Source organism: Peribacillus sp. AS_2, assembly GCF_026891895.1.
In the GTDB taxonomy this organism is placed as follows: Bacteria; Bacillota; Bacilli; order Bacillales; family DSM-1321; genus Peribacillus; species Peribacillus frigoritolerans.
This window is the reverse complement of sequence record NZ_JAPTGA010000006.1, coordinates 148192-165151: the sequence shown is the minus strand read 5'-3', so window position 1 is coordinate 165151 and position 16960 is coordinate 148192. Positions and strand designations below refer to the sequence as shown.

The 16960-nt window shown below is 43.0% G+C and carries 12 protein-coding genes and 1 riboswitch; of the genes, 3 read left to right on the top strand and 9 right to left on the bottom strand.

Annotated elements, in window-relative coordinates; translation table 11 throughout:
• Window positions 1-36: 36 nt before the first annotated feature.
• Window positions 37-168, bottom strand: a riboswitch (FMN riboswitch).
• 202 nt (window positions 169-370) lie between these two features.
• Entirely contained in the window at window positions 371-1108 is a 738-nt protein-coding gene (locus OTG27_RS12865) for a TspO/MBR family protein (protein ID WP_268937138.1), read from the top strand.
• Here the strand turns inward: OTG27_RS12865 and megL are convergent.
• The 4 genes from megL to putP all read right to left on the bottom strand — a co-directional run bounded on the left by megL (window position 1105) and on the right by putP (window position 6602).
• Window positions 1105-2280 carry a methionine gamma-lyase gene (gene megL, locus OTG27_RS12860; RefSeq protein ID WP_268937137.1) on the bottom strand — a complete coding sequence of 392 codons (1176 nt, stop codon included), beginning with the start codon at window positions 2278-2280 and terminating at the stop codon, window positions 1105-1107. The genes OTG27_RS12865 and megL overlap by 4 nt on opposite strands.
• Before the next feature lie 225 nt (window positions 2281-2505).
• Window positions 2506-3642: a DEAD/DEAH box helicase gene (locus OTG27_RS12855; protein ID WP_057278610.1), complete on the bottom strand. Its 1137-nt coding sequence runs from the start codon at window positions 3640-3642 to the stop codon at window positions 2506-2508.
• A gap of 47 nt (window positions 3643-3689) precedes the next feature.
• A complete protein-coding gene (locus OTG27_RS12850; RefSeq protein WP_268937136.1) occupies window positions 3690-4757 on the bottom strand; it encodes an ATP-binding protein in 1068 nt (355 codons plus the stop codon).
• A gap of 375 nt (window positions 4758-5132) precedes the next feature.
• The gene (gene putP, locus OTG27_RS12845) at window positions 5133-6602 is read right to left on the bottom strand and encodes a sodium/proline symporter PutP (RefSeq protein ID WP_034305814.1); all 1470 of its coding nucleotides are present in this window, start codon (window positions 6600-6602) and stop codon (window positions 5133-5135) included.
• Window positions 6603-6759: 157 nt separating this feature from the next.
• Between putP and OTG27_RS12840 the strand changes: the two genes are divergently transcribed.
• Complete coding sequence (locus OTG27_RS12840) at window positions 6760-8805, top strand: molybdopterin oxidoreductase family protein (protein WP_268937135.1); 2046 nt, start codon at window positions 6760-6762, stop codon at window positions 8803-8805.
• A 189-nt stretch (window positions 8806-8994) separates the two neighbouring features.
• Here the strand turns inward: OTG27_RS12840 and OTG27_RS12835 are convergent, their stop codons facing one another.
• From OTG27_RS12835 to OTG27_RS12825, 3 genes are all read right to left on the bottom strand, one after another.
• Window positions 8995-10515, bottom strand: a complete 1521-nt coding sequence (locus OTG27_RS12835; protein WP_063577441.1) for an aldehyde dehydrogenase family protein — start codon at window positions 10513-10515, stop codon at window positions 8995-8997.
• Window positions 10516-10733: 218 nt separating this feature from the next.
• Entirely contained in the window at window positions 10734-12167 is a 1434-nt protein-coding gene (locus OTG27_RS12830) for an aldehyde dehydrogenase family protein (protein WP_374941260.1), read from the bottom strand.
• An 18-nt stretch (window positions 12168-12185) separates the two neighbouring features.
• Window positions 12186-13511, bottom strand: coding sequence for an aminotransferase family protein (locus tag OTG27_RS12825; RefSeq protein ID WP_268937133.1), 1326 nt, complete (start codon window positions 13509-13511; stop codon window positions 12186-12188).
• A gap of 382 nt (window positions 13512-13893) precedes the next feature.
• On the opposite strand from OTG27_RS12825, the gene rpoN reads away from it, so the two are divergent.
• Window positions 13894-15252, top strand: a complete 1359-nt coding sequence (gene rpoN, locus OTG27_RS12820) for an RNA polymerase factor sigma-54 (protein ID WP_262869731.1) — start codon at window positions 13894-13896, stop codon at window positions 15250-15252.
• Window positions 15253-15371: 119 nt separating this feature from the next.
• Here the strand turns inward: rpoN and bluB are convergent, their stop codons facing one another.
• Window positions 15372-16013, bottom strand: coding sequence for a 5,6-dimethylbenzimidazole synthase (bluB, locus tag OTG27_RS12815; RefSeq protein ID WP_063577443.1), 642 nt, complete (start codon window positions 16011-16013; stop codon window positions 15372-15374).
• 91 nt (window positions 16014-16104) lie between these two features.
• The gene (locus OTG27_RS12810; protein ID WP_268937132.1) at window positions 16105-16710 is read right to left on the bottom strand and encodes a uridine kinase family protein; all 606 of its coding nucleotides are present in this window, start codon (window positions 16708-16710) and stop codon (window positions 16105-16107) included.
• Window positions 16711-16960 lie beyond the last annotated feature (250 nt).

The following is a 16960-nucleotide window of genomic DNA, read 5'->3' as shown; positions in this document are numbered from 1 at the left end:
TTGAAAAATTAGGCGTACGTATACACTTGGGTTCCACACGTCCTTCTCCCATCCAGACTGTACTGTCGGCTTTGGAATCTCACCAAATCCTGCCTTTTAACAGGCTCGCGGGCTTAGAATTTCTTCATCACCGCCGGTTGGGATTTTCACCCGACCCCGAAGGACTAAAATAATATGAATCTTTGAATATTTTATCACCATAAAGTGAAGATGTAAAATTTCTAACCTTAAATGGTTCAATTGTTACAGGAACTTCCTATCTTTATGTAAAAATGATCCCCATTAACCCCGATGTGCTCCAAAAAGGTTAGGCAGGCTAAATATGTGGAATAGGATTAGAGAGTCACACTTCATATAAGGAGGAAGCTTAATGCTTATTTCCATCATCAACCTGATTTTCTATCTGTTCGTCGTCACGATGAACTTTTTAGCCAATTTCCTGCCATTGAACGGCCAGACATCAGGAGAGATTTCCGATAAACTTCATGTCGTTTTCACTCCTGCCGGATATGTATTTTCCATATGGGGCTTGATCTATTTCCTGCTCGCCATCTGGGTATTCAGGCAGTTTTTAAGTAAACATCAAAACAGCCCTGCTTATAAGGCATCCTTCCCTTGGTTCGCTTTAAGCTGTGTCTTGAATGGCGCTTGGCTTTTAGCTTGGCACTATGAACACTTTTTGTTATCCGTATTCATTATCATTGCTCTTTTGGCTACTTTAATGGTCATTTATACAAGCATAAAAAAAGTGGGACACACTACTTTCGACCTATTTCCGTTTTCCGTCTATACAGGCTGGGTAAGTGTTGCAACGATCGCTGACATTTCTTATTACCTAACCTATATCAAATGGGACGGTTTTGGGGTTTCCAGTTTAACCTGGACGATCGTCCTGCTGATTGCAGCAACAACCCTGGCCTTTGTCTTCGCAGGTAAAAACCGGGATTGGTGCTATCTTCTCGTATTCGTTTGGGCGTTCATAGGCATCGGGATACGAAATAGCTCCGCCTATCCTGTAATCACGGACATTTCTTATATCCTCTCTGCCATCACTTTTATCATATCCATAACCATCTTCATAAAAAGTAGAAGGAATATGGTAGCCTAAAATGCTTGCTGAAGATCTTGCCATACATCCTGCCAAGCTTCTAGACCAACAGAGAGACGGACCAGCTGGTCACTGATGCCCATTTGTTCCCGTGAAGCTTCAGGAACGGCAGAGTGCGTCATGGTAGCGGGATGCTGGATCAATGTTTCGGCATCCCCAAGACTTACGGCAATTTTAATTAGATTCAATTTATTGAGGAATTCCTGTGCATCCTGTTTTGTGCCATGCAATTCGAAAGAGATAAGGCCGCCGCCATGTTTCATCTGTTTTTGCATGATATAATGATCCGGGGAAGCTTCATCACCTGGATAATATACCTTTTTCACCTTTGGATGTTTCTTAAGTTCATGAAAGATTGCCATTGCATTGGCCGAATGACGGTCCATCCTGACGGGCAAGGTCTTTAACCCCCGCAATAGTAGCCAGGCGTCGAATGGTGAAATGATTCCACCGATATCTTTCTGTGTAGTCCCAGCTATATGATTCATGAATTCCTTTTTACCGACGACAAGTCCCGCAACGACATCCCCATGCCCGCAAAGATATTTCGTAGCGCTATGAAGGACGATATCACAGCCATACTCAAGCGGTCTCTGTAGGTAGGGCGTCGAAAATGTATTATCGACTACGACCATCACATTATATTCCTTCGCAACTTTCACCACCATCTGTAAGTCAATCATTTTCATCGTCGGGTTGATCGGGGTTTCTACATAGATGCAGGTCGTTTCCGGCCGGATCATTTTCCTAAGCTGTTCTTCAGTATCCATTTCACAAAAATCATGAGTTATCCGGTATTTATTTTTCATTAGCTGCAGAAGGCCAAATGTACAACCATATACCCCCTGTGAGCAGAGGATGTGATCATCTGTTTTAGTTAACGCAAAAAGTACTGCTGAAACGGCAGCCATGCCTGAACCGAAAGCAAGGCCAGCTTCCCCGCCTTCCAGTGCGGCAATCTTTTCTTCAAGCACTTGTACCGTTGGATTTCCAAGGCGAGAATAAATATATCCATCTTCGATACCAGCAAAACGCCTCTCCCCTTGCTCGGCATTTTCGAAAGTGAATGTTGAGGTTTGGAATAAAGGTGTTGCCAAGCTTCCCAAATGCTTCTTCGAGTCATATCCTTCATGGATGACTGCCGTTTCAAATTGTTTATACTTTCTTGTCATACCGTTTCCCCCTAACCTATGTCTATTGCTATCATATGTCAAAAACCCACATTAAGGAAGCGTTTTCATTCATGATTATCACCCATAAATGAACACTTAACTTAGTAAAAATAAGCTTCATTCTGTTCAGTTGGATCCTGCAAATTGAGCACCTCTTTTAATTTTTAATTCTTACGTGAATTCCAAAAAAAGGGACAGCCGCCATGGCCGTCCCTTTTTTGCGAATCATTCATCGACTACGATGTTTCCACCATAGAAGGTTACTCTCGTTAATGGTAACTCCAGTTCACGAGCCATTTTTTTCAACTCTCGCTCTTCTCTTTCCGTTACGATTGAAATGACCGTGCCATCTGCACCTGCACGCCCAGTTCTCCCGGATCTATGGATATATTGTTCGATATTGTCAGCCATATCAATATGAACGACCGCAGTAAGGCCTTTAATATCCAGCCCCCTGGCCGCTACATCCGTTGCTATCAGCATCGGGGATTTTCCGGAACGAAGCTTACGCAGTGCTTTCTCCCTGTCGACTTTATTGGATTCACCGTGAAGCACGCCCATTTCAATACCTTTATAACTCAGCTTTTCATGTAAGACGCTAAGCTCCGCAATATCATTCAGGAAGGCAAGTGCCTTCACATCTTTAAGTCTTGTGATTTTCTCGAGAATCTTGGACTTCTCCCGTCTCTCAACAACAAAGTAAAGATGGTCCACCTTGGATTCCATTTTTTCATTTTTATCGACCTTGATCATTTCGGGTTCATTCATGAATCCCCTGGCCGCTTTTTCCGTTTCCTCTGGCAGGGTTGCTGAAAATACCATGATTTGCCGATCTTTTAGTGTTGTTTTGATAATATTATTGATCGTTCCCATATGTTCTGGAATGATCAATTGGTCTCCTTCATCAAGTACTATCGTCTTAACTTCATGCATCTTCAGTTTCTTTTGGGCAATCAATTCGTAAATCCGCCCCGGTGTTCCAGCAATCACCTGTGGACGCTTCTTCAGTTTGTCCAACTGCCTTTTCACATTAGCACCGCCGATGAATGCTGCACCCATTATGCCGCTTCCCTCTGACCAAATGCGAATTTCTTCATTGATCTGCATGACCAGTTCCCGTGATGATGCCAGAATCAAAGCTTGGGGCGATTTTTTTTCAGGATCAATCTTTTCGAGCAATGGCAGTAAATATGCCAATGTTTTTCCTGTACCTGTCGGTGATTCGGCCATGATATCCTTTCCCTCGACAATCACGGGGATCGCTTTCGTTTGTATCGGGGTAAGTTGTCCGAATCCGGACTTTTTCCAGGCTTCTTGTATATATGGTTTTCTATCGTTTATTAATGCAGGTAATTCGCTCATATCGTTCTCCTTTAATATAAAACTTTTCCTATCTTTCATAGTACCATTTATTCTTGTCCAGTAGCCAACGGAATACGAATTGTAACCGTCGTCCCTTTGTTTATCTCACTTTCAAAATCCATTTCCCCGTGAAGGCGATGAACGATTTTCCGGCAAATTGCAAGCCCGATCCCTGAACCTTTTTCCTTCGTCGAGTAAAAAGGTTCACCAATCCGTTCAAGGCGCTCGGGTCCCATTCCCATGCCATTGTCACTCACGCTGACTACAGCATGTCCTTCGATGATTTGCAGCGATATATCAATTTCCCCATTATCTTCGATCGCTTCAATGCTGTTCTTGACGATATTGATTACCAACTGTTTAAGTTCAATTGAATCAGCCATAATATAAATCGGTTCGGCGGTTTTAATCCTTAGCCCCATTTCGATATTATTCAAATTCGTTTCTGCTTTCATCAACGTGAATACCTGTTGTAAACTGTCGGCAAGATCGATCCTGCAGAATGCGACATCCTGTTTCTTCCCGAGAACCAAAAGTTCACTTGAGATAATATTAATTCGGTCAATTTCCTTCAACATGATATCAGAATGCAACGGGTTCACTTCCTGGGTCATATCCATTAGCTGTACGAATCCTTTTAAAGATGTCAGCGGATTCCTTATCTCATGTGCGACGGCTGCAGCCAGATGTCCGATAACAGATAGCTTTTCAGACATGATCATCAATTCCTCTTCGCGCCGCAATTCGGTGATATCCCTTACGATGGCATATACTCCAACCATTTCCGAGTGGACGATGATCGGTAAAAAAGTTACACGGATTATCCGTTGTTCATCACTGCTATTCTGTATGGTCGTTTCGAATTTTACAGCATCCCCTTGAAGGGACTGTAGAAAGAATTCAGCTACTTTACCACTTTCATTCCAGTTGATGAGATGATTCGCATTCTTGCCTTTCAAATTGTCACTATGATGACCTAACAGTTTTTCTGCTTCCGGGTTTATCGAAACGACATTTCCTTCGAGATTCAGCTCAAGGACACAATCCGGGTTATGCTTGAACAGCGACCGATACTGTTCATCCTTCAGAATGAATTCCTGTTGGGACCTCAACATTTTCCCCGTCCAATACCTGATTATGAAGTACAGGAAAAGTCCGGTTATGAATATGAACATCCACCCTTTGGAATGTTGAAACATTGCATATATCTGAACATCTGACCTTGCCTGCGTCATAGAGATGTAATCCGTAATGATAATCCATAAGACCCCAATGAATATATATATAAAAGCCACTTTACATGCAATTTTATGAGATTGGTTCATATTTTTTCCTTTGTATTGTTTTTTGGTTTATTATTCCCAAATCACTCAAAAAAAGCCCTCATGTTTTCAACATAAGGACTCTATCGATATTGTAACATATATATAGTAATCATTGTTTTATATCGTTAAAAAATCCAGCAGCATTACTACTGGATTTTCAATAAATCAAGAGAGGTCTTTAATGGCTTGATTGAATTCTTCTTCGATATCTTTTGTAGGCTTGGCCGATAGTAAGCTGAAAACGACCACAGCTATTGAACCAGCGATGAAACCAGGAATGATTTCGTATATTTCAGCAAACCTATCGATCATATCCCAGACGATCACGGTTGCCGTACCGACAATCATTCCCGCCAAGGCTCCCCATTTCGTCATCCGTTTCCAGTACAGGCTTAACAAAATGACAGGACCGAATGCCGCTCCAAAACCAGCCCATGCATAACCAACCAATTTAAGAATCGTACCGCTTGGATTAAAAGCCAATAATAGGGCAATGGCAGATATCGCCAATACGCCAAACCGACCTACCAGCACTAATTCCTTATCAGATGCGTTCGGCCGAATGAACTGCTTATAGAAATCATCTGTCAGAGCACTTGCCGATACTAACAGCTGTGATGCAATCGTACTCATGACCGCTGCTAAAATCGCAGCCAACAAGAAGCCTGTAATTAAAGATGGAAACAGTTCTTTAGCTAATATGATGAAGACGGACTCAGCATTCCTATCCCCTAAAGGACTATTTGTCAGGTTAAAATATGCTATCCCCACCAATCCAGTGAACATCGCTCCTACAATAGCAAAAATCATCCATCCCATGCCGATTCGCCGTGCACTTTTCAATTCTTTAACAGATGAGACCGCCATGAAGCGGACGATTATATGAGGCTGCCCGAAATAACCAAGCCCCCATGCCAGAAGAGATATGATGCCAATGGTTGATGTTCCTTCAAAAACATGCAATAAATTCGGGTTAATCGATTTTATTTCATTGAAGGTGGGATCCCAGCCCCCAATATTTACAATCGTGACAACTGGTACTAGAATTAAGGCAATGAACATGATTGTACCTTGTACAAAGTCCGTCCAGCTGACAGCCAGGAATCCGCCAAATAATGTATAAAGAATAACAACGCTTGCCGTCAGCCAGATACCCCACCGGTAATCTAAATTGAAAGCCGTACGGAAAAGCTCACCGCCTGCCACCATGCCTGAAGAGGTATAAAAGGTGAAGAAAATTAAAATGACCGATGCTGATACCACTTTTAAGACGCGGGAGCCATCTTTAAACCGATTTCCCAAAAAGTCGGGAATCGTAATCGAATTGCCGGCAATTTCCGTATATGTCCGAAGCCTTGGTGCCACGAATAACCAGTTTAAATAAGAGCCTGCACACAGGCCGATGACAATCCAGCCAGCACTCAACCCGCTTATGTACATCGCACCAGGAAGACCCATCAACAGCCAGCCACTCATATCGGAAGCCCCTGCACTCAATGCCGTTACAGCCGGCCCCAAGTTCCGGCCGCCAAGCATGTAATCGGTTAAGTTAGCCGTTTTCCGATAGGCCAAATAACCAATTAAAAGCATACCTGCCATGTATATTGCAATTGATATTATAATTCCATATTCCAAAAATGAATCCTCCTATTTATAGGTTAATTTTCATCTTGTAAGCTTATCAGAAAAAAAAACATATGTTAAGAAGTTCTTGCACCTTTCAACGATTTCACTTTCAATATAAGTAAGAAAATTCATTTTATTAGAATAAATCATTTAGGAGGAATACGCCATGCAATCCTATATCAATCAGCCAGATGGAGTCTTTCCCTCTGTTTGTTCTCTTGACTGTCCTGATCAATGCGGTTTACTGCTGCACAAAAAAGATGGGAAAATCATTAAAGTTCAAGGAGACCCTGATCATCCAGTCACAAAAGGGAATATTTGCAACAAAGTCCGCAACATGACTGCCCGCCTATATGACCCCAATCGCTTAAAACAGCCATTAAAGCGCATCGGTCCGAAAGGAAAAGGGAATTTCGTTCCAATCAGCTGGGAAGAGGCCATTGACACAATCACTTCCAATTGGAAAGACTTGATCGAAATGCATGGACCGGAAAGCATACTTCCTTACAGCTTTTACGGAAACATGGGCAACCTCAGCGCCGAGGGGATGGATCGCCGCTTTTTCCACAAACTCGGCGCAAGCATGCTCGAGCGTTCCATCTGTAATGCGGCAGGCTCAGTCGGATACAGCTATACAATGGGTGGTTCATTCGGCATCGATCCAGAAGAAACGATCCATACGAAGCTATTCATCATGTGGGGCATCAACGCTGTGAGCACAAATATGCACCAAGTGACGCTTGCCCAGCAAGCCCGAAAAAACGGGGCCAAAGTAGTTGTCATTGACGTTCATAAAAACCAAACTGGCAAGTGGGCAGATTGGTTCATTCCGATTCTGCCTGGCACCGATAGTGCACTTGCCCTCGGATTAATGCATATTCTTTATGCCGAGAATCTAGTCGACCAGCCCTTTCTCGATGAATACACAGTCGGTGCTGCTGAATTGCGCGAACATGTCCGCCAATATGACCCTGCGACCGTTTCCGCGATAACTGGCGTTCCCATTGATGACTTATATGAACTTGCCAGGATGTATGGCACCACAAGCCCATCATTCGTTCGGATAGGAAATGGCCTGCAGCACCATGACAATGGAGGCATGGCGGTACGTACCATTGCCTGCCTGCCTGCCCTTACCGGCCAATGGATGGAGGAAGGCGGCGGAGCCATCAAAGGGAATTCAGGATATCTGGCCTTTAATATAAATGCCTTAAGACGTCCTGATTTATTGCGAAATAAAGCTACCCGGACCATTAATATGAACCAAATCGGCCAAGCTCTTATGGAAAAAGAAAACCCGATTCGCTCTATGTTTGTATACGGCTCCAACCCAGCACTTGTCGCTCCGAATGCAAATAGGGTGCAGGAAGGTCTAATGCGGGAAGATCTATTCACAGTGGTACATGATCTATTCTTAACCGAAACGGCCATGTTTGCCGACCTCGTCCTTCCTGCCACGTCATCTTATGAAACGGAGGATTTTTATAATTCATATTGGCATAATTACGTCCAAATACAAAAACCTGTAGTCGAAAAATATGGCGAATCGAAATCGAATGTTGAATTGTTCAAACTGTTGGCTGCTGGAATGGGATTTGGGGAACAAGCATTTGGAGATTCAGAGGAAGATATGATACGGCAGGCTCTGGATTTTCCCGACAACCCGCATTTGGAAGGCATCACCTATGACTCCCTTTCAAGGAATCAATTTGTCAAAGCCAAAATGCAGCCGATGTTCCCAGGCAAACTCCCGACACCAAGCGGTAAAATCGAACTTTATTCCGAACGGATGAAGCGGGATGGATTCGAGCCATTGCCCACATATACGCCTATCATAAAAGACAGCGACCTGCCATTTTTATTCATTCCAGCACCTAATCACAATTTCTTGAATTCAACCTTTTCAAATAATGCCAAACATATCTCCATGGAAAAGGAACCGAAACTGCACATGAATGCCGCTGATGCCAAAACAATGGGGATAGCCGCCGGAGATATGGTTAGAATCTGGAACGGTCGCGGTGAATGCTTGCTTACCGCTGCTCCCGGTGAAAATGTGTTACCAGGCGTTCTTGTCAGCCAAGGCTTGTGGCAGAATACGCCCGAAACAAAGCAACACATCAATTCCCTTACCCCAGATCGCCTCGCGGATATGGGTAATGGCGCCGTTTTCTTTTCAGGACGGGTTGATCTTGAAAAAGTCCAACAATAGTAAAGAAATGTTTAGCAATCTATAACTATATCTGCGATTCTCGAATTATATCTGCTATTTCGGATTATATCTGCGTCTCTGGGATTTTATCTCCGATTTCGGCTTTTTATCTGCGATTCTCGGATTATATCTCCGATTCCATAGAAAAAAGGCTGTTCCCCAAGGAACAGCCTTTTTTCGTCAAGCTATTTACTCTTCATCAAACCAGCCTGTTGGCTGGATATCCAAGTTATTATTGATTTGCTTCACTTCAGTGTAAGCTTCGTAACCGAAAGTTCCCAGTTCGCGTCCATTTCCACTTTGCTTGAACCCTCCCCAAGGAGCTTCGTTATAAGTCGGATGATATGAGTTTATCCACGTGATGCCGGCACGCACTTTTTTAATGACACGGTACGCTTTTGAGATATCATTCGTGAACACCGCTCCCGCTAAACCATATTTCGTATCATTGGCAAGTCGAAGAGCTTCCGCTTCATCCTTGAACTTTTGAACGACAAGCACCGGTCCAAAAATTTCTTCCTGTACAATCCGCATATCCGGTGTCGTATCAACAAAAATAGTAGGTTCGACAAAGTAACCTTTATCCATGCCTTCTTCTTTAATTCGATTTCCACCGACGATTAATTTGGCACCTTCTTCTTTTCCGATTTGGATATACGATAATATTTTGTTCATATGGGCTTCTGAAACGATAGGTCCCATCTGGCTGTTTTCATCAGAACCTGAACCTACTTTGATTTTTTTCGCCTTCGCAGTAAGACTTGCAATGAACTGATCGTAAATGGACTCTTCCAATAGTAAACGGGAGCCTGCTGAGCACACTTGTCCTTGATTACAGAAAATCCCGTATAGTGCATAATCAACTGCAGTCTCAAAGTCAGAATCCGCAAATACGATATTAGGCGATTTGCCGCCGAGCTCCAATGTGACTTTCTTTAGGTTACCTAGCGAAGCCTCCATGATCTTACGTCCTGTTGCCGTGCCTCCTGTAAAGGCTACTTTATCGATTTCCTCATGCTCTGCAATTGCTTGTCCGACAACTGGCCCCGCTCCTAACACAAGATTCGCAACACCTTTTGGCAATCCTACCTCATCCATGATTTCAAATAGTTTGACCGCCGTCACCGGAGTGACCTCAGATGGTTTGAACACAACGGAATTTCCTGCAGCAAGCGCCGGAGCAAGTTTCCAGGCTGACATCATTAGTGGGAAATTCCAAGGAACGATCTGCCCGCATACACCGATCGGTTCCCTTACGACCATCGCTTGCTGGCCGTCAGGAACTTCAAAAGTCTGACCTGTCGGTTTTGTGGCCAATCCTGCATAATATCTAAAACATGCTGCGGAATCAGCTATATCAAAACGAGCCTCACGCAATGGTTTCCCATTATCCAATGTTTCCAACGCAGCTAGTTCTTCAGCTTTTTCTTCTATTTTGTCGGCTATTTTGAATAAAATGCGAGCTCTTTCGACGGCAGGAGTTCCCCACCAACCACCTTCATAGAAAGCATATTTTGCTGCCTCGACCGCTGCATCCACATCTTCCTGTGTTCCTTCCGCTGCTTTGGCAATAACTTCCCCCGTGGCCGGATTCAATACATCCCTCTTCTCACCCGAAGTCGAATTCACCCATTCCCCATTGATGAACATCTTTAAGTCCAATGCTCCCGTTCCTTCTTTTTTCGTATTATTTTGCAAAGTTTCCTGCATGTAATTTCCTCCTCTGTTTTAAGTTATCTACCTATATATAAATATGAGCAAGATTCATGCCAGTTTGAAATTTTAGGTAACTCACGTTTTTTTGCCCTTTCCTGTCATATTTAAATTCAGTCGTGAATTACCTATTCATTTTTGCATAACTCATAGGCAAAACTTCTTCCAAGTTTCACAGAAAAAAAGAGGTGAGCAGCTGCTCACCTCTCTTCTGATTAATTCCGATTAATAATGACCAATTTCATTTCCGTCATTTCTTCAATGGCATATTTCAATCCTTCGCGCCCAGTCCCGCTTTTTTTGACTCCGCCATATGGCATGTTGTCAACACGGTAAGTTGGGATATCATTAATAATGACACCGCCGACTTCCAATTTTTCTGCGGCAGAAAGAGCTAGATTGATATTTTCTGTGTAAATCCCGGCCTGCAATCCGAATTCGGAATCATTGACAAAGTCAATCGCTTCCTCAACGGAAGAAACCTTATTGATCAAAACTATTGGAGCGAAGACCTCCTGGCAAGATACCTTAAGCATGGCATCCACTTCCAGCAACACAGTGGGATGCAGGATATTACCTTCAGATTTACCTCCTGCTGCAACTATCGCCCCGTGTTGTTTAGCTTCACCGATCCAATCCAGGCTTCTCTGTACATCCCCGGCGCTGATCAATGCTGAAATATCCACAGACGGGTCCAAAGAATCTCCCAGTTTCAAGCCATTCGTTGCTTCCGTGAATTTTTTGACGAACTCATCATACACCTCTTCATGAACATAAGCGCGCTGTAAGGAAATGCAGACCTGCCCTTGAAAAGCGAATGCTGCCGATACACAGCGTTGGATGATTTTATCAATATCGATCCCTTTATCCACGATGACAGCCGCATTCGAACCTAGTTCAAGACTCACTTTCTTTAACCCGGCCTTATTACGGATCCCGATTCCTACAGCCGGACTTCCTGTAAATGAGATGCTCTTCACCCGTGAATCGGTGACTAATTTATCACCGATTACCGAACCGCTTCCAGTAACTAAATTAAACGCACCTGCCGGCAAATCCGTTTCGGCCAATAATTCAGCAAGAAATAGTGAAGATAGCGGTGTTTGGCTCGCAGGTTTCAGGACGAGTGTATTTCCGGCAGCAATGGCCGGGCCCACTTTATGGGCAACCAGGTTCATCGGAAAATTAAATGGCGTAATCGCACCCACAACGCCTAGAGGCTCACGGACCGTGTATCCTATCCTTCCTTCTCCGTCAGCTGTGGCATCCATCGTCAATGTTTCTCCATGAATCCTTTTTGCTTCCTCTGCTGCAAATTTATATGTGGCAATCGTCCGGGATACTTCAACCATTGCCGTTTTAATCGGTTTCGCTGCCTCTTTTGCAATAATTTCAGCTGCCTCCTCTTTGCGGCTTTCCAAAAGGCTCGCAAGCTTTTCAAGTATGGCAGCGCGTTTATGACTAGGTAAAGCTGCCATCGTTTTTCTAGCTTGATAGGCTGATTCTATGGCCAACTCGACATCTTCAAGGCTTGCCGAGGGAATCTCCGCTAGGACCTCCCCGCTATAAGGAGACTTTAGTGTCGTGAACTTTTCAGCTTCTTGCCATTTACCATTAATGTATAATTTCTTTTTCAGCGTTTCCGTCATGACCATCACTTTCACCTCTTATAAAATTTCTTTTTCGACTGCAGTAAATGTCTCATCAAGGATTTCAATCATTCTTTCGACTTCTGCTTTAGTAATGATTAAAGGCGGTGCGAATACGAGTGTATCTTGATCAAACGTAACTGAACGGCAAATCAAACCATTCTTCGCAGCTTCAGCAACAAGTCTTGGAGCAAGCTGTGTCTCAAAGCCTTCACCTGTTTGTTTGTCCTTTACGATGGAGATGCCCCCAATTAGTCCAAGTGCCCTCACATCACCAACAATCGGATGTTTGCTTTGGAGCTTCTTAAAGCCGGCAAGCAACTCTTCACCACGCTGTTTCGAGTTTTCTATAAGGTTTTCACGTTCAATTATTTCAATATTTTTCAAAGCAACCGCACATGCCATCGGATGGCCACTGTAGGTGTAGCCGTGTAAAAGCGTACCTTTTGAAAGGGCAATGAAATCCTGATGCATCTTATCATTCAGGACGACCCCGCCTAACTGTGCATATCCGCTCGTCACACCTTTTGCAAAGCACATCATATCAGGCACAACACCAAAGTGTTCAATCCCAAAATAAGTTCCTGTTCTTCCGAAACCTGTAATGACTTCATCCGTCACCATCAAAATGCCGTATTCATCACAAATTTCCCTTACTTCCTTAAAATAGCCTTCAGGAGGAAGGTTCACGCCACCGGCCCCTTGAATCGGTTCAGCGATAAATGCCGCAATCGTTTCCGGTCCTTCCTGTTCTATGACCTTACGCAACTCCTCAATGGAGGAACCGTCCACATGATAAAAATCAGGTGCGATTGAATTCGTGAAATCCCGGAACGGCTTCAGGCCAGTCGCACTTGTAGCTCCCATTGCCACTCCATGATAGGATTTCGAGCGGGAAATGATTTTTTGACGATTAGGCTGCCCTTTCAAAAGCCAGTAATGACGAGCAAGTTTGATTGCCGTATCATTCGACTCCGATCCACCTGAAGTGAAGAAAACTGCATTCAAATCCCCAGGCGCGATGGATGCGATTTTGGCCGCCAAACGGATTGCCGGCTCATTGCTGAAAGTGGCGAAACTTGATGTGAAAGCTAATTTGGCCATTTGTTCCTTCGCGACTTCAGCCATCTCTTCTCGTCCATGTCCAATATTCACATTCCAAAGTGAAGCCATGCCATCAATGACAGTCCTGCCCGTGACATCCGTAAGATATATTCCCTTCCCTTCCTTAAAGATGAAACTTGGACCATCTGCCTGCTGCTGTTCGATTGCCGTGGTCGGATGAATAAAATGCTTTTTATCCAAATCGATTAATTCCTGAATACTCGTAGTCTCTTTAATCATGTAAAAAACACCCTTCTCATGTAATGGATTTTTTCAAGCTAGTTTATTTTTATATTTATAGATGTAGCAAGATGCATGCCAAATTATATGGGCCTGATATTAAAGGTATTCAAGTTAAAACGATTCATATATAAATCAATAGGAGCATGTGTTGATTCACATATAAATCATTTGATTCACATTCGAATCAATCAACTCCCATTCATTTGATTAACTACTGAATGACAAGCATTTTTTCGAATCCCCCTCTTTATTTCTAATTGATGTTACAAAACCTGACACACAATGTTGAATTTTCGGAAGATTTGTATTATTATCATGTTAATATTTTTTCATTCCTTTTGAGCCGCTATGTTAATCTAAATGAAAGAAGTTGATATATATGCAGGTAGGATTTGAACTGTACCAAAAACAAACCTTGAAGTTGTCATTAACCCCTGAATTACAGCAATCGATCAATATCCTTCAATATTCCACCCATGAACTGATAGATTTCCTGAACCGGCAGGCTTACGAAAATCCCGTTCTCGAAATTAGCTTTAAAGAACCCCCCTCATCGCACAGTATTCGTACAAATAAAATAAATTCTCAGATACGCGGTTCTTCCTCTAAAAGTAAAGGTTTCAACGGAGACAATGATTACAACCCTATCAACAATCATTCAGTCAGCACAGAAACACTTGAAAGGCATTTACTGGAACAATTGAGTTTACTAAGTTCATTGAATGCATTTGAAAAGAAGATTCTCCAATTTTTGATTGGAAACTTAAATGATTATGGATTTCTAGAATTGGATGTCCATTGGACTGCTTCGCATTTTTCCGTACCCGTGGAAGAAATCGAAAATATGATTCAAATATTGCAATCCCTTGACCCAATTGGAGTCGGTGCTAAAGATCTGACCGATTGTTTACTCATTCAGCTGCGTGAGCATGAGAATCACAATGAATTGGCGTATAAGATCGTTAAAAAGCACTTAGAAGATTTAGCAGAAAAACGCTACAGGAAAATTGCCGCCCTTCACCAAGTGACCGTTCAGGAAGTACAAGAGGCCTCGGATTTCATCCGTACGTTAAACCCGCGTCCTGTCAGTCACTTTTCCGATGATATGACTCATTACATCGTTCCGGACGTTTACGTGGAAAAAGATAAGGAAGGTTTTCTGATAACGGTCAACGATAGCTGTACACCTAAACTTTCCATCAATCCTTACTACAAGAACCACGTCGCCATCAATTCCGTTAATCCAGCTAAAGATTATATAAAAGGGCATATAAATGATGCCCAATTACTGTTAAAAGGGCTCGAACAAAGGCAAATGACGCTTTACAAAGTGACCGCGTCAATCGTGGAGGAGCAGCATGAGTTTTTCATGAAAGGAATTACAGGATTAAAACCTATGACACTGAAGGATATTTCGGAAAAACTTCAGCTTCATGAATCAACGATCAGCAGGGCGACGAGCAATAAATATATCCAGACGCCGCATGGCCTCTTTAAACTAAGGAACTTCTTTACTAGAGGGTTACACCGCGTGAACAGCCCAGCAACCGAATCAACGGCCACCATCAAAGAAAAAATAAAGGTCCTGATTGCCGATGAAGATAAAATAAAGCCTTTTTCAGATCAGAAACTTTGTCAAATATTCGAAAATGAAGGGACGAAGATTTCCCGCCGCACTATTGCAAAATACCGTGAAGACCTCGGTATACCGGGATCTTCAAAACGGCGCAGATTTTAAAATCAAACCGAATTTTTAAGAAGACTCTTACAAATGAGTATCTATTGTAAGAGTCTTCTATATTTTCCACCCCTGAACCAGAGGCTTAATAAACTGTTTTGGAATCATAATATATCGGTTTATTTATTCCCCCATTTATCCTCGAAAATAAGTTCATCCATCAGCCTTCTTTTTTCCCAATTAGCAAGTTCAAGAATCGGTTTATCCGGATATTGATCAGTATAGCCAATCGACAGGAGTGCAACAGGTTCTATATGGGGCGGAATCTCCAAAATATCACGAATATCATTTTTCTTATAAAAGCTTACCCATCCCATTGCCAACCCTTCCGCATAGGCAGCCAGCCACATATTTTGAATGGCGCAGGCAGTGGATAGGATATCGGTTTCCGGAATGGAGTTCCTCCCTAAAACATGGGAGCCCCCCCGTGTCGGGTCGCATGTAACACAAATGGTATATGGTGCTTCTTTTAACCCTTCCACTTTCAAACTAAGAAACTTATTTTCTTTACCTCCTTCATAATGAATGGCGAGGGCCCTTCTTTCTTTATCCGCTGCCCATGCCAAACTGTTCTTGGTTTCCTGAGACGAAATCACGATGAAACTCCAAGGCTGCATGAATCCTACAGACGGCGCATGATGTGCAGCATCCAAAATTCTGCGGAGTATATCCTTTGAAATGGGCTTTGGCAAAAAACTCCTGATATCCCTACGGTTATAAATGGCTTTATATACGGCAGCTTGTTCTTCATTAGTAAACATAGTTTCCCCCCTATTTCCGGCTCCCCGGAAATTTATCTAAACATACAATATATTTTATAGGTAAACCCTTACAATTAAAATATCCACTGGCTCAGCTCATTCCGTCCACAACAAGATCCGCTCTTTCTTGAGGCCTTTGCACTCCCACATAGAGATCTTCATGAACCATCCAATTATCCTCCCACATTTGACGCGCATCTTCACCATCCCGCTCAAGGCCACGTTTCAAACGCTGATCACGGGGACATTCCACCCAAATCGTGAAATCATGGTACCCTGCCAATTCTTTACGGATTGAATACGTTCCTTCTATAATCACAAGGCCCCCAGCAGGAACTTCATGCCATTCGGCCATAGTGTCCGTTTCCCAATCATACCTTTGATATCTTGCTTCCTTCCCCTTTGTAAGCGGTTTTAGGATTTGGTTAAAAACCCGTTTCCAATCATAATCCGCCCCGATAGGCTTTTGGGATGGAGGCAGTTGAACCCTTTCCGATGACGGCAAATAAAAATCATCCATATGAACGGCCACGCTACCTGGACATTCTGCTTGGATACGGGCAGCGAGTGTACTTTTTCCAGATCCGCCCCGGCCATCTATGGCCAATATATAGAGTGAGCGTTTTTTGGAAATTTCGTGAATTTCAGCTATAAGACTGCTGATCGTATACTGTCCATTAAGTGTTGGAAAGTTCATAAGCATTCCTCCTATATACTTATTTCTATTAATCCTCCCTTAAACTCCTTCCTTGAGGGGGATAATTTAAAAAAATAAGAAGAAGGTGCTGATATTGAATAAAAACCAATTTGCCCCCAGCTTCATGTCTGATTAAAGAAACAGAGGAGGAAAAGGGCCCCCTTCCCTCCACTTCATGGAGAAACTGTCTACGATCAAACGGCTAGGACTTTCCATGTAATGGACTTGAAAACTTCTTGTTATAGACATA

Excerpts from the sequence above, each read along its gene's own strand:
- OTG27_RS12865 (WP_268937138.1), top strand. The coding sequence starts at position 371 with ATGCTTATTTCCATCATCAACCTGATTTTCTATCTGTTCGTCGTCACG.
- megL (WP_268937137.1), bottom strand. The coding sequence starts at position 2,280 with ATGACAAGAAAGTATAAACAATTTGAAACGGCAGTCATCCATGAAGGA.
- OTG27_RS12855 (WP_057278610.1), bottom strand. The coding sequence starts at position 3,642 with ATGAGCGAATTACCTGCATTAATAAACGATAGAAAACCATATATACAA.
- OTG27_RS12850 (WP_268937136.1), bottom strand. The coding sequence starts at position 4,757 with ATGTTGAGGTCCCAACAGGAATTCATTCTGAAGGATGAACAGTATCGG.
- OTG27_RS12840 (WP_268937135.1), top strand. The coding sequence starts at position 6,760 with ATGCAATCCTATATCAATCAGCCAGATGGAGTCTTTCCCTCTGTTTGT.
- OTG27_RS12835 (WP_063577441.1), bottom strand. The coding sequence starts at position 10,515 with ATGCAGGAAACTTTGCAAAATAATACGAAAAAAGAAGGAACGGGAGCA.
- OTG27_RS12830 (WP_374941260.1), bottom strand. The coding sequence starts at position 12,167 with ATGACGGAAACGCTGAAAAAGAAATTATACATTAATGGTAAATGGCAA.
- OTG27_RS12825 (WP_268937133.1), bottom strand. The coding sequence starts at position 13,511 with ATGATTAAAGAGACTACGAGTATTCAGGAATTAATCGATTTGGATAAA.
- rpoN (WP_262869731.1), top strand. The coding sequence starts at position 13,894 with ATGCAGGTAGGATTTGAACTGTACCAAAAACAAACCTTGAAGTTGTCA.
- bluB (WP_063577443.1), bottom strand. The coding sequence starts at position 16,013 with ATGTTTACTAATGAAGAACAAGCTGCCGTATATAAAGCCATTTATAAC.
- OTG27_RS12810 (WP_268937132.1), bottom strand. The coding sequence starts at position 16,710 with ATGAACTTTCCAACACTTAATGGACAGTATACGATCAGCAGTCTTATA.